9 protein-coding genes are annotated in these 13,432 nt (G+C 70.9%); 8 read left to right on the top strand and 1 reads right to left on the bottom strand.

Annotation, left to right across the window (positions count from 1 at the left end):
* Positions 1 to 304 precede the first annotated feature (304 nt).
* The 7 genes from ABZ883_RS21030 (at position 305) to ABZ883_RS21060 (ending at position 11,564) form a co-directional block, all read left to right on the top strand.
* Positions 305 to 2,869 (top strand): FG-GAP-like repeat-containing protein, encoded by a 2,565-nt coding sequence (locus tag ABZ883_RS21030; RefSeq protein ID WP_360908086.1) that lies wholly within the window; start codon positions 305 to 307, stop codon positions 2,867 to 2,869.
* A 559-nt stretch (positions 2,870 to 3,428) separates the two neighbouring features.
* Positions 3,429 to 4,958 (top strand): 4-hydroxyphenylacetate 3-hydroxylase N-terminal domain-containing protein, encoded by a 1,530-nt coding sequence (locus ABZ883_RS21035; protein ID WP_360908088.1) that lies wholly within the window; start codon positions 3,429 to 3,431, stop codon positions 4,956 to 4,958.
* Positions 4,959 to 5,113: 155 nt separating this feature from the next.
* On the top strand, positions 5,114 to 5,974 hold the full coding sequence (locus ABZ883_RS21040) for a cupin domain-containing protein (protein WP_360908090.1): 861 nt from the start codon (positions 5,114 to 5,116) through the stop codon (positions 5,972 to 5,974).
* Positions 5,975 to 6,140: 166 nt separating this feature from the next.
* Complete coding sequence (locus ABZ883_RS21045; protein WP_360908092.1) at positions 6,141 to 9,197, top strand: BTAD domain-containing putative transcriptional regulator; 3,057 nt, start codon at positions 6,141 to 6,143, stop codon at positions 9,195 to 9,197.
* A gap of 102 nt (positions 9,198 to 9,299) precedes the next feature.
* Positions 9,300 to 9,839 (top strand): flavin reductase family protein, encoded by a 540-nt coding sequence (locus tag ABZ883_RS21050; RefSeq protein ID WP_360908094.1) that lies wholly within the window; start codon positions 9,300 to 9,302, stop codon positions 9,837 to 9,839.
* A gap of 50 nt (positions 9,840 to 9,889) precedes the next feature.
* Positions 9,890 to 10,777, top strand: a complete 888-nt coding sequence (locus tag ABZ883_RS21055; RefSeq protein ID WP_360908096.1) for an NAD(P)-dependent oxidoreductase — start codon at positions 9,890 to 9,892, stop codon at positions 10,775 to 10,777.
* Positions 10,778 to 11,099: 322 nt separating this feature from the next.
* On the top strand, positions 11,100 to 11,564 hold the full coding sequence (locus ABZ883_RS21060) for a hypothetical protein (RefSeq protein ID WP_360908098.1): 465 nt from the start codon (positions 11,100 to 11,102) through the stop codon (positions 11,562 to 11,564).
* Positions 11,565 to 11,655: 91 nt separating this feature from the next.
* On the opposite strand, the gene ABZ883_RS21065 is transcribed toward ABZ883_RS21060, so the two are convergent.
* Positions 11,656 to 12,918 carry an FAD-dependent monooxygenase gene (locus tag ABZ883_RS21065; RefSeq protein ID WP_360908100.1) on the bottom strand — a complete coding sequence of 421 codons (1,263 nt, stop codon included), beginning with the start codon at positions 12,916 to 12,918 and terminating at the stop codon, positions 11,656 to 11,658.
* 137 nt (positions 12,919 to 13,055) lie between these two features.
* On the opposite strand from ABZ883_RS21065, the gene ABZ883_RS21070 reads away from it, so the two are divergent.
* Positions 13,056 to 13,340 (top strand): hypothetical protein, encoded by a 285-nt coding sequence (locus ABZ883_RS21070; RefSeq protein ID WP_360908102.1) that lies wholly within the window; start codon positions 13,056 to 13,058, stop codon positions 13,338 to 13,340.
* Positions 13,341 to 13,432: the final 92 nt, after the last annotated feature.

Raw genomic sequence — 13,432 nt, forward strand, 5'->3', positions numbered from 1 at the left:
GCAGGTTTCTCTCCTGGGTGCACTTGACAACGCCAGGGGGAGGGCCCGCCGGACCGCCGTGTCGGTCGTGATCGGTGGCCTGCCACAGGCGGAGGACGGCGAGTAAGGCTATCGCAGAGCCCGGAGCCGGGGAACAGCCGCACGTGGTACGGCACGTTGACGAACCGTGAGGGTCGGCTGCCCGCCGCATCCGGAGCCCGGCGGGGGACGGCGACGGCACGGCGCGGCACGCGACGGCACGGCCTGGAACGCCCACCTGGCAGGGGTACATCCATTCGTCCATTCCTTCGAAGGGGACTCAGTCGTGGGCTTTTTCGGGCTTCGGCGCTCCGCCCTGGGCGGCGCCGTGGCGCTCGCGTTCGGGTTGCTGCTCGGTGGAGGTCCGGCGGCGTCCGCCGCCCCCGCCGCGGCGCCGGCTTTCTCCATCACGTCCAACAGCCAGCAGGACCTGTTCGTCCAGGCGATCGCCACACCGGACGCGGTGGTGCGCATCGCCGGGAACGTCGACCTGGACCTGACCGGCCGGGAGTCCCTGCCGGTCGCCCCGGGCGTGCAGATCCTGGGTGACCGTTCGCAGCGCCCGCGGGGGCCGCGGTTGTTCACCACATCCTTCCCGCGCATCCTGTTGATGGTCGGGAACGACGGGGACGGCACCCACAGCGACAACGTGCGGATCAGCGGCATCCGGTTGCAGGGCGGGGAGAGCGACGACCCGTACTCGGCGGTCGACACCAGCGACTCCGACGGAATCCGTGTGAATTCGAGTCTGAACGTGGAGATCGACCACAGCGAGATCGACCACTGGCGCGGAGCGGCGCTGAGCGTCCTGGACGGCCAGAACCGGATCGGCCTGCAGAACGCCCGGACCGTGTGGGTGCACGACAACTACATCCACCACAACCAGCACCCCACCGGCACCTTCTGCTGCGGTCACGGTGCGGGCTACGGCGTGGTGATGAGCCACGGCGCCTACTCCCTGGTCGAGCGGAACGTGTTCGACTACAACCGGCACGCCATCACCGGCGACGGTTCGGCCGGCGACGGCTACCTCGCGTACCGCAACCTGATCTGGGGCGGCGGCGGGGACAACTCCCATGTCTGGCACACCCATGAGATCGACATGCACGGCAACGACTCGTCGTGCAGCTACGAGTGCGGCTCGGCGGGCGAGTACATGGACGTGGAGTACAACACGGTCTGGTACACCAACGGGACGGGCGTCAAACTGCGCGGCACCCCCAGCATCGGCATGACGGTGTCCCACAACGTCTTCCAGCACTCGAACCTGTGGGTGGGCTCGATCCTGCCGATCCACGCGGCGCTGGACCAGACCGAGACCGGACTGCACCAGTCCGCCAACACGCTGGACTCGTACACCGGCGGCCAGCGCAAGTACTGCGACTTCGACGGCGACGGGGTCAGCGACGCCTTCATCGCCACCGGCATCACCTGGTGGTACCAGTCCAGCGCGCTCGGCGGCCGCTGGAGTTACCTCGACCAGTCGACGACGAGGCTCGCGGACGTCTCGCTCGGCGACGTCGACAGCGACGGCCTGTGCGACGTCGGTTATCCCGGCGGGGTGTTCGTCAACCCGGGTCAGGGCGCCTCCTCGACCACCGCGACCGCGGCCGTCTCCAGCGGCGACTTCAACGGCGACGGCCGCACCGACATGGCGCTCAGCGCCTCGGACGCGTGGCAGGGCCTGCCCGTGGCGTCCTCCCAGGGGGACGGCGGCTTCTCCCAGGACATTGCCGCGGCCGGCGACTTCCCCCGCCTCGCGGCCGCACCCGGAGCCCGGACCTTCAGCGGGGACTTCGACGGAGACGGCCGTACCGACCTCGCCGCGCTGGGCGCGGAGGGCTGGAACACCCTGCCGGTGGCTCTCGCCGCCGGCGGCGGGACGTTCCGGGCCACGAGGTCCGGCGTCGGCGACTTCGCCGCGTGGGCGTCCCTGCCGGGCGTGAAGCCGCAGGTGGGCGACTTCGACGGGGACGGCCGCTCGGACATCGCGCTGGTAGGCGGTCCCGGCTGGGGTTCGGTCCCGGTGGCGTTCTCCAACGGGGACGGTTCCTTCCGCATCACCAACGCGTCCGTGAACAGCTTCGCCGGATGGGCTCAGGTGCCGGGTGCGCAGGTCGTCCCCGGCGACTTCAATCACGACGGCCGCACTGATCTCGCGCTGGTCGGGGGGAGCGGCTGGGGTTCGGTGCCGGTGGCGTTCTCGGGCGGAGACGGTACGTTCCGGGTCACGAACGCCTCCTCCGTAGCCTTCGCGGGCTGGGCATCCGTCCCGGGGGCGAGGATCGAGGCGGGCGATGTCGACGGGGACGGCCGCACGGACATCACTCTCGTCCCGGGCCCCGGCACGCCGTGGTGGTACACGCTGCCGGTGGCGTTCTCGGGCGGCGACGGCACCTTCCGGGTCACCAACGCGCCCTCGTCCGACTTCGCGGCGTGGGCTCAGGTGGCGGGGGTGCAGGTCGTCCCCGGCGACTTCAATCACGACGGGCGGGCGGACGTCGCGCTGGTCGGGGGGAGCGGCTGGGGTTCGGTGCCGGTGGCGTTCTCGGGCGGGGACGGTACGTTCCGGGTCACGAACGCCTCCTCGGTCGACTTCGCCGGCTGGGCCTCCGTACCCGGAGTGAGGGGGCAGGCGGGCGACTTCGACGGGGACGGCCGTACGGACATCTCCCTCGTCCGCGGCCCGCACACCCCATGGTGGTACACGCTGCCGGTGGCGTTCTCGGGCGGCGACGGCACGTTCCGCGTCACCAACGCCCCCACCGACCGCTTCGACCGATGGGCGTCGGCCCCGGCGCACACCCCGGACCCGCCGAGCCCGGACGCGCAGGCCGTCGCCGGACTCTGACGACCGGGCACAACCTCCCGCGGCTCGCCGGCACCCACACGTCGCCCTCCCCAGCAGGGGGGCGACGTGTGCGTTCCGGCCACCGGGCGGGCGAGGGGCGCTTCGGCCACTCAAGAAAAACGAACGTTCGTCTAGACGTCGACTGTCCGATGCCTCAGGATGGGCAACGCGAAACGAATGATCGTTCTTGGAAGGGAGGGGGTGTACGTGCGAGCAGGGATCCGCCACGCGACCGGACGGCACGACAACGTTGCTCACGGCGCCCTCACCCGATTAACGGCCGCCTAACATCTCCTGGCTAACCTCTGGGAAATCAACGGTCGGGCGAGATTCCGCCGCACCGGAACGTGCCGTCGACGCCATTGAGCATTTCGGACGGCCGATCCACGCGGCGCTGATTTCCCGTGCCCCGAGCCGTTGAGAACGGGTTCACACAAAGGGCTCCCGAACGGGCTCCCGGAATTCCCACGCGGCGTCCTGCCGCGCGGGAATTCCGGGACGACCCGGCAGGAGCGGTGCATGCACGACGGTACTCGGTGAAGTGGGAAGGTGGCATTCAATGCGAACTGGCGACCAGTACTTGGAGTCCCTCAGGGACGGACGCGTTGTCTGGGTCGGAGGCGATCGGGTCGACGACGTCACGACGCACCCGAAGACCCGTGCAGCGGCCAAGACCTTCGCGAAGTTCTACGACCTGCATCACGAGCCCGAGATGCAGGACGCCATGACCTTCGTCGACGACGACGGGGTGCGTCGTTCGATGATGTGGTTCAAGCACGGGGACGCCGAGGGCCTGCGGCGCAAGCGTGTGTACCTGGAGACCGTGGTCCGCGAGCTCGACGGCGGATCGATCGGGCGCACCCCGTGCGCCAACAACTACGGCTTGGTCACCTACGAGGAGGACCCGCAGCCGTGGAGCGACCAGTCCGTGGGCACCGGCGGGCGTGACCTGACCGCGGGCATCCGGAAGTTCCTGGAAATGGTGAAGGAGGGTGACCTCAACTGCGCCTTCGCCTTCATCGACCCCCAGATCGACCGGTCCAAGCAGCACGCGGCCACGACCGCGCTGCGTGTCGTGGAGACCCGCGACGACGGCATCGTCGTCAACGGTGTCAAAGCTGTGGCCACCGGTGTGCCGTTCGCCGACTACATCCACATCGGCGTCTTCTACCGCCCGGGAATCGAGAGCGAACAGGTCATCTACGGCGCCTGTCCCGCGAACGCGCAGGGCGTCACGATCGTCTCCCGCGAGGCGACGGTCCGTGACGACCCCGACAATCACCCGATCTCCTCGGCCGGCGACGAGCTGGAATGCACCGTCATCTTCGACAACGTGTTCATTCCGTGGGAGCTCGTATTCCACATCGGAAGTCCCGAGCACGCCTCGCTCTACCCGCAGCGCATCTTCGACTGGACGCACTACGAGTCGCTGATCCGGCAGATGGTCCGCGCCGAACTCATGGTCGGACTCGCGATGCTGATCACCGAGCACCTCGGCACGTACCAGATTCCGCCGGTACAGGCGCGCCTGGCGCGTCTCGTCGAGTTCTACCAGACGATGCGCGCCCATGTGATCGCGTCCGAGACGGAAGGTTTCATCTCGCCGTCGGGCCTCTACAAGCCGAACGTCCTGCTCTTCGACTTCGGCCGCTCGTACTACCTGGAGAGGTACGCGGAAATGAGGAACGAGGTGGTCGACCTCGCCGGCCGCGCCTCGCTCCTGTTCCCCACCGAGGAACAGTGGAACAACCCCGAGCTCCACCAGTGGCTGGAGCCGCTGCAGGCAGGCGCGGCCGGCGAGCCCTACGACCGCGTCCGCATCTCGCGCGTCATCCGAGACCTGTTCCTCTCTGACTTCGGCGACCGGGTCAGCACCTTCGAGCAGTTCAACGGAACCCCCCTGCTCGGCACCCGCATGCGCACGATGACCCGCTCGGAGCTGTCGCCCACCGGGCCGCTGACCCAGCTCGCCCGGAAGGTCTGCGGCCTCTCGGAGCCCGCCGCCCCCGAGGCGACGGCCTACACCCAGCAGGCCGAGTACGCCCGGCGCCTCGACGGCGCGCAGCTCGAGGGCTCACGGGTCCGCTGAGCCGCATGACGGTGCGGGGGGCGGTCCGCGACGGCGGCGGCCGTCCGCGGACCGCCTGTCCGCACCGTCGCCCGCGCAGGTCCCGAACAGGATCAGCAGCAACTGGGCGAGGGACGCCGGCACCGGCGCCCTCGCGTGTGAACGGAGAAGTTGACATGGCTTACTACATCTCACGCGCGTCGGAGCGGACGTTCTCCGACGTCGAGGGCGTGCCGGGGCTGCGGCAGGCGCTCCTGGTCGGACACGAGCACGGTGCCGACCACCTGGAGGTGAGTCTGTACGAGCTGGCGCCCGGGGCGACCGCGGGCTGGACCCGCTGCCCCTTCGAGGAGTCGTGGTTCATCACCGGCGGATCCGGCGAGGCCGCCTTCGCCGGGCTGCGCTACGAACTGGGCAGCGGCGACTACGGTGTCGCTCCCGTCGGTGTCGCCCACGCGCTGTCCGCCGGCGACGAGGGACTGACCTGGCTCGGGGTCCGCGCGCCCAAGCCGCCGACCTTCGACGGCGCCCGCAGCCGTATCGCTGCCACGCCCGCGCCGGGGGAGAACCTCGGCCGCCCCTCGGAGACGGACCCCCGGCACCGCTTCGTCGGGCACTTCCAGGACTCGGACATGGCCCCGTACGCGCAGCTGTCGATGCCGGGCTACCACGGTCCCAACGTCAAGAACATCAGCCTGAGGATGATGGTCGACCAGCTCCTGGGAGCGCAGCACCACACCGTCTTCGTGTGCGAGATAGCGCCGAAGTCCGGTCCGGGCCAGGCCGCCAAGGTCCACTACCACCCGTTCGAGGAGATCTACTACTTCACCTCCGGCGGCATGCGGGGGACCCTCGACGGCAAGGACGAGATCGTCGAGACGGGCGATCTGGTGTGGGCCGGGACCAACGGCACCCACGGATTCGTCAACGAGCGTGACGAGCCCGCCCGTTGGATCGAGGTGCAGTCGCCGATCCCTCCGACCTCGGACGGCTTCTTCTTCCCCGACGACTGGCGCAGCCTCCCCGAGGAGCACTAGCGCCTCGAAGGCGCGGGGGGCGTCCAGGATCCGTGCGGGACGGCGGACCCGGACACCCCCGCGCCCGTCGCGGCGCCCCCGCCGGCAGGCCGCTGACCGTCCCGGGCCAGGGGCCACCGGCCGCATCGGAACCACTCGCCCAGGGACAACGGAGGCGCGACCACCGATGGATGACTCCGCAGCAGACCGGCCGAGCGGCCCCACGGCGCCGGGCCGACGCCGTCGCGCGATCATCAGGCGGAAACTGGCGGCGCCGCAGCCGGCGAAGGACGTCGTCGTCCGCGAACGACTCAACCAGCGGTTGCGGGACGTGCTCGACCGCCACACCGTGGTGAACGTCTTCGCGACCGCCGGGGCCGGCAAGACCACGGCGGTGGCCCTGGCCGTCGCGGGCCTGGACAGGCCCGTCGCCTGGCTGTCGCTGGACGGTACCGAGTGCGCCGCCGGACGCCTGCTCGTCTACCTCGAAGCGGCCGTCGAGGGACCCGTCCCCGGCGCCGCCGACGTGGCCTCCGACGCGGTGGGCGGCGGCCTGCACATCGGTGAGGCGGCGGGTCTGCTGGCCGAGAGCCTCCAGGGCAGCGGGCTGATCCTCGTCTGCGACAACGTGGAGCGGATCGCGTCCGACGAGGCCTGCATCGCGGTGCTGTCCTCCTTCGCCCGCTACCTGCCGTCCGACGTGAACCTCGTCCTGGTCTCCCGCGTGGACGTCCGCCTCGACCTGGGCCCGACGAGCGAACGCGACCGGGTGGGCGAACTGGTGGAGGGCGACCTCGCCTTCGACGACCAGGAAGCCGGCGCCGCGCTGCGCACCGTGGGCCACCCCGACGTGCACCCGGCCCAGGCGGTCGCGGCCACGGGAGGCTGGGTCACCGGCGTGCTGTTCGCGGGCTGGCGCCATGCGCAGTCGCACGAGCCGGACCCCGACTCGCTGCGCTCCTACGTCGCGGCGAATGTCTTCAACTCGCTCTCCCCGGAGGAGAGAACGTTCCTCCTGCACACCGGTCCGCTGGGGGAGGTGTCCGTCGAGGGCGCCCGCGCCATGGGCCAGGAGAACGCGGCACAGGTCATGGCGGACCTCCGCGCCCGGCATCTTCCGGTGACGTGGTCCTCCGACGGCGCGCGCATGACGCCGCACCCGGTCTTCCGCGACTTCCTCCAGGCCTCTCTCGGACGGCAGGACGCCGAGACCCTCGCCGGCATCCGCCGGCGGCACGCCGACCTGCTGATCGCCCGCGGCGAGCGTGAGGAGGCCGTCGACGAACTGCTGCGGCTCGGGGACGTGGAGGAGGCCGGGCGGCTCGCCTCCGTCACCCTTCCCGCCCTCGTCGCACGGATGGACTTCGCGCCCGCGGCACGCTGGCTCGACGCACTGGGGGCGTCGGCCCGCACGCCCACCCCGCAGATCGGAGCGGTCATCCTGCGTGTCGCCTTCGCGCTGGAGCAGTGCGACCGGGGCGTGCAGCTCGTCGACCGCCATGGGTACGGCTGGCTTCCGGAGCCGGGATCGCCCGACTTCGAGGAGGCCCTCGTCCTGGCCTGCTGGTGCCTGTGGCACTCCGGCCGCATCGAGGAGGCGCGGTCCATCGCCGATCAGCTGTCGCCCGGCCGGAACTCCTCCATCGCGCACACGCTGATCGCACTGGCCACCGGCGAGGAGCCGCCCCCGTTCCCCGAGTACTCGGCCACGCCGTCCGGCCCGCTGGACGGTCTCCTGATGCGCTTGGCCTTCATGCGGGGCCGCCTCGAAGGACTCGACGAACCGGGGTTGTTCGACCCCTGGCGCACCACCCTCGGCGGCCCCTGGGTCGTCGCCGCGCTGCGCGCCACCGGGCGGCTCGACGCGGCGATGTCGATGTTCGAGCCGCGCAGCGGTTCCTCCCAGCCGGCCTGGCTGCACGCCATCGACGCCGTCGACCTCATGCTCGACCTCGGCCGCGGCGAGGAGGCCCGCGCGTCCGTCGCGCGAGGAAGGGACCTCATCGCGGCGACCGGCTCCAAGGTCTACCGGAACATGGGCCTGCTCGCCGAGGCCAAGCTGTTGCTGCGCTTCGAGCGCGACACACGGCGTGCCGACCGGGTACTGGCGGAGGCCGCCGCAGGCGGGGTCGCGGAGTACGTCCTCACCCGGGAGGCGTGGCTGATGTGGTCGGGCCTGTCGATGCTGCTCCAGGACAGGGATGCCGAAGGGCACGAACTCCTCGCCGAATGCGTCCTGAGCATGCAGAGGGGCGACCGCCGCCTCGATCTGCCGACAGCCGCCGTGTACCTGGCCGAGGCCCAATGGCGGCTGGGCCGCGAGGACGAGTCCGACGCCACGGCCGACCTGGCGATCGCCTCGGCCGCGACACAAGGGTCGCAGCACCTGTTGCTGACGGCCCTGGCGGACGTGCCGTCCGTCGCGGCCAGAGCCGCGGACACCCGGTCCAGCCGCATGTCGCCCTGGCACGAGATCCTCGCCGCGCTCTCCGGCCAGGATCCCGTACGCGTCAACGTGAGCAGGCCCCGCCTCGTACTGGAGGAGTTCGGGGACCCGTCCCTCACCGTCGACGGGACCGCGGCCCAGCCCCGCCTGACCAAGAGCGTCGAGCTCCTCAGCTATCTGCTGGGCACACCCGGCCGCAGCGCCACCCGTGAAGAGCTGCTCGGCGCGCTCTTCGGCGGCCGCAACGACGCCGCCGGCCGCAGCTACCTCCGGCAGGCCCTCTACCGGCTCCGCGAGGTCCTGCCCGACGACCTGGGCCCGACACAGGAGGGCGACGTCTTCCGGCTGGCCGGCCCCGCGCTGGCCATGGGCTCGGCACAACGCGCGGTCGACCTGGTCGCCCAGGCCGGCAGACAGGACGGGGAGACCCGCCTGCAGACGCTGTCGGACGCCCTCACCAGCGCCGACAAGGGGCCCTACCTCGCGACGGTGTCGGGCGTGTGGGTCGCCGAGCGTCGCGCGGCCCTGGCCGAGACCTTCCTGTCGGCGCGGGTCGACGCGGCCAGGCTCGCCTACCGGATGAACCGGTACCGCCAGGCGAAGGGGCTGGTCGACCGGGTGCTGCGCGAGGACCCGTACCGCGAGCAGGCCTGGCGGCTGGCCATCCAACTGGCGCACGCCAGCGGCAGCGACGACGCCGTGCTCGCGCTCTACCAGCGCTACGTCGTACGGATGCGGGAGCTCGGTGTGCCGCCGTCCGACGAGGTCCGCCGGCTCGTCACGCAACTGCGCCTGTAGGCCCGGCCGATTTCGCGTCGATAAACATGTCGCCGGTCACACTCGGGCCACTTGGCTACAGGCGACGCTCAAGCCGTCTCGTCACAGGCAACGGAGGGCCACATGGGTACATCGAGCACGCAGGGCATGGCCGCCACCTACCGCGCGGCGATGGCGCGGTTCACGACCGGGGTCACCATCGTGACCACGACGACGCCGAACGGACCGGCGGGGATGACGGCCAGCGCCGTCGCGTCCGTATCGCTGGACCCGCTCATGCTGCTGGTGTGCGTCGGGAACAACCTGGCGTCGAGGGACGCGATCTCGCGCTCCGGAGTCTTCGCCGTCAGCGTCCTCTCCCGCGGCCAGGAGCACCACGCGCTGCGGTTCGCGAGCCGGTGCGACGACAAGTTCGCCGGCATGGCGCTGCGCCCCGGCCACGACCTCGCCGTCGTCGACGGCGCCGCCGCGTACTTCGTCTGCGACCTCAGCGAGGAAGTCGCCGCGGGCGACCACACGATCTTCATCGGCGAGGTGGCCCACTGCGGCTACGCCGCCGACGCGGACCCCATCGTCTACTTCGGCGGACGATTCGGCAGCCTCTGCGATCCCCAGTCCCACGCGCGGCTCGCCTTCGACTGGCACCTCGCCGCATCGATGTAGCGCGACCCCGCCCTGGCGCCCCGGGTGAGTACAACAACCAGGAGATGAACGTGAACGTATCCGTACTGGGCCTCGGTCAGATGGGATCCGCCATCGCCGAACGGCTCGTCGTGGCAGGCCACAACGTGTCTGTGTGGAACCGGTCGAAGGGCAGGGCGGACGCCCTGGTGGCGAAGGGCGCGGTCGAGCTGGACGCCCCCGCGGAGGCGTGGGACCGGTCGGAGGTCTGCATCACGATGGTCGCGGACTCCCGCGCCCTCGCGGATGTGGCGCTCGCGCCCGACGCGGGGCTCGTCCGGTCCGCCTCCGGCAAGGGACGGACCCTCATCGAGATGAGCACCGTCTCCGCGGAGGTGTCCGGCGAGGTGGCCGCCGCCGCCGAGACGGCCGGGGTGCGTTACCTGCGCGCCCCCGTGAGCGGCAACCCGGGCGTCGTGCGCGCCGGGAACCTCACGATCATCGCCTCGGGCGAGGACGCCGTCTTCGCCGCCGCGGAGGACCTGCTGCGCGACATCGGCCCCCATGTGTTCCACGTGGGCGAGGGCGAGGCCGCCCGCATCATCAAGCTGGCCCTCAACCTCATGGTGGCCGGAACGGCCGAACTCCTCGCCGAATGCGTCGCGTTGGCCGAGGGTCACGGCGTGCGGCGGGACCGGCTCCTGGAGGTCGTCGGCGCGTCGGCCGTGGCGTCGCCCTTGGTGAAGTACAAGATCGGGCCCCTCCTGGCGGACGACTACACGTCCACGTTCAGCTCACGGCTGATGCGCAAGGACCTGGACCTGGCCCTCGACGCGGCCGCGGCCGGTGGGGTCCCGCTGCCGGTCACCGGCGTCGTGCAGCAACTGCTCCAGGCGTGCATCTCGACCGGCCTGGGCGACCTGGACTTCATGGCCCTCCTCGTCCGGCTGCAGCGCGAGTCCGGCCAGACCCCCGCCTGAACGCGAGCCGCGGCGGCGCCCGGTGCTCCGTCCGGGCGCCGCCGTGGCTCCCGGCCTGGGCGTGGCGGCTTCACGGTGGCCGGCCTGGCCGGGATCGTCGGCGGGGCGATCGACGCCCCGCACCCCCGTCGAGTCGCGGTCGGTGCGCAGCGATCCCAGCTTCGTCGGAGCCCCGGACACGTGATGAGCCGCACCCTTCACGCCCGTGACCATGACCGGATTACGCCGTTGTCATTTGTCATGGACACTGCCACTCTGATCGGGTCCGCGAGACCGTAGGCGATGCCCCGACCACGTGGTGTCGCCCTGTCCGGGAGGCTTGATGAGGAAGTCCTTAAGCGCTGGAATCCTGTCCGTGGTGTTCATGGCGGCCGCCAGCCTGTTCGGCGCGGCCCCCACGGCCTCCGCCGCCGAGGTCCCGTGCAACGGCTTCACAAACGTGCTCGCTTGGGGGTCCTGGTACCTCCATGTGCCGTCGACGAGCGGCGGCTCGGGAAACTACAACTGCGTCGTGGTCCGGGGGAACCACAACATCGCGGTGCTGGTCGTGCAGGAGAGCCTGAACGCCTGCTACGCCCAGAGCATTGGGGAGGACTCGGACTTCGGCCCCGCCACCGAGCAGGCGATGAAGAACGCCCAGACGAGGATCAACCAGTACTGGGGCACCAACGTGCTGAGCGTGGACGGCCGTTTCGGTCCCAAGACCAGCTCCTACTTCGAGTTCCAGGCGTACGACTACAGCGGCGGCCAGGACGGCGGCCACACGGGCATCTGCTACCAGCGGTAGCCCACGGCGTGCCCGTACGGCGCTGCGCCGCACGGGCACGTCGCCTGTCGTGCCGCCGGGCCGGACGATCCGCAGCGACCGCGTGTCCTCGTCATCCGGCCGGGGCCGCGGAGTCCGGCACCCCCGCGTAGTCGGGGAGTTCGACGCCGTTGATCGCGCGCCCGATCAGCTCGGTGAACCACTCGCCGGTGAAATCGGGAGCCGGCTCCGCGTCCGGCCCGGGAAGGTCGCGGCTGCGGGCGTTCAACCGGCCCATCTCCTGGTTGGCCTCGACGAACGAGCGCATCCGCGCCTCGTAGCGGGCGAACCCGGTCCCGGGGTCCCACTCGGCGGCGGCCAGCTCTCCGGCCAGCACGTACGCGCCGACCAGTGCCAGCCCGGTGCCCTGCCCGGACATCGGCGACGAGCTGAACGCCGCGTCACCCAGCAGCGCCACCCGTCCGCTCGACCAGCGGTCCATCACCACCTGGGCGACCTGGTCGAGGTAGAAGTCCGGGGTGTCGTCCAGGTGCGCGAGGATGTCGGGGGCGAGCCAGCCCAGGCCCGCCATCCGCTCACGCAGCAGGCGCTTCTGGGCCGCGACGTCACGGTAGTCGACGTCGAAGTCAGCCGAGCCGAAGTAGAACATGGCCATCGCCCGGGTGGCGTCCTGGATCGGGCGCAGGAGGGCCGAGCGCCCGGACTCCTGGTCCTGGTACTCGAGCAGCCAGCGGTCCAGCCCGAACTTGTTGGGCACACTGTAGAAGGCCAGGACGTGCCCGAGGTGGCGGAGGAACCGCTCATGGGGCCCGAAGACCATCGCCCGCAGCGGCGAGTGCAGCCCGTCGGCCCCGACCACCAGCTCGAAGCGCCGCCGGCTGCCGCCCGCGAAGACCACGTCGACCCCGTCCGCGTCCTGGGCGAGCTCGGCGATCCGGTCGCCGAAGACGTACTCGACGCCGTCGCGGGTGTCGTCGTGGAGCACCTGGGACAGGTCCCCGCGCAGGATCTCGACATCCGCGATGAACCCGTCGCCACCGTCGTCGTCCGCGCGGAAGGTCTCCAGCACGCGCCCGTCCGCGTCCACGGTGTGCGCGCCGGCGGTGTCGGTGCACATCGCGCGGACCGCCGCGTCCAGCCCCATGCGCCCGATGACCTCCTTGGCGACCCCCCGCGCGTCCACCGCCTGCCCGCCGGGACGCAGCTCGGGAGCCCGCTCCACCACGGTCGCCTCGGCCCCCCACCGACGCAGCCAGTGGGCCAGCGCGGGTCCCGCGATGCTCGCCCCCGCCACCAGCACCCTGGGACCGCTCACCGGCTTCCCCTGCTCGCCCGTCCGGACCGTGCGCTCCTGCCCGGAGTCGTCGACGCCCATCACTGCCTCCATGTGCTTCGCTGTCGGTGGATCCGGCAGTATCGACTGCGGATCGGCACAAGACTCATCGGTACGGCCGGCACGAACCCGGTAGGCGCGCGGGCCGGGCATGGTGGTGATCGTCCCGACCGCAAGGGGTGTCCCTGACGCCGACGATTGATCGGGCCGGTCAACAGGCTCTCGTGGCGTCAGCCAAGAGCAGGGCTTGTGAGGTCGAGCATCAGCCGGTTTCCCCAGTCGTTGGTGAAGGCGGCGCTCGTAACGCCTTCCCGCTCACCGCCACCTGCCACTGGAACAGCGGACGCATCTACAGCTTCGTTCCGGCATTCGTGAACCCCGTCATCTACGCCTGCATTGCCATCACCCTCGTGTGCGCCGCCATGGTCATCCGCGACCACCGCAGGAATGGACACACAACGTGAACTACACACTCAAGCCACCTCACCCGGCGCAGCGACGGCTTCCTGAACGTCAACGTCGCGACCGAGCACGCGGTCTGTGTCATGCGCGGGGG

Source organism: Streptomyces sp. NPDC046977 (assembly GCF_040644455.1).
Classification (GTDB): Bacteria; Actinomycetota; Actinomycetes; order Streptomycetales; family Streptomycetaceae; genus Actinacidiphila.

Bases quoted from the DNA above. Each gene is read 5' to 3' on its own strand.
- ABZ883_RS21035 (WP_360908088.1), top strand. From the start codon at position 3,429: ATGCGAACTGGCGACCAGTACTTGGAGTCCCTCAGGGACGGACGCGTT.
- ABZ883_RS21050 (WP_360908094.1), top strand. From the start codon at position 9,300: ATGGGTACATCGAGCACGCAGGGCATGGCCGCCACCTACCGCGCGGCG.
- ABZ883_RS21040 (WP_360908090.1), top strand. From the start codon at position 5,114: ATGGCTTACTACATCTCACGCGCGTCGGAGCGGACGTTCTCCGACGTC.
- ABZ883_RS21065 (WP_360908100.1), bottom strand. From the start codon at position 12,918: ATGGGCGTCGACGACTCCGGGCAGGAGCGCACGGTCCGGACGGGCGAG.
- ABZ883_RS21045 (WP_360908092.1), top strand. From the start codon at position 6,141: ATGGATGACTCCGCAGCAGACCGGCCGAGCGGCCCCACGGCGCCGGGC.
- ABZ883_RS21060 (WP_360908098.1), top strand. From the start codon at position 11,100: ATGAGGAAGTCCTTAAGCGCTGGAATCCTGTCCGTGGTGTTCATGGCG.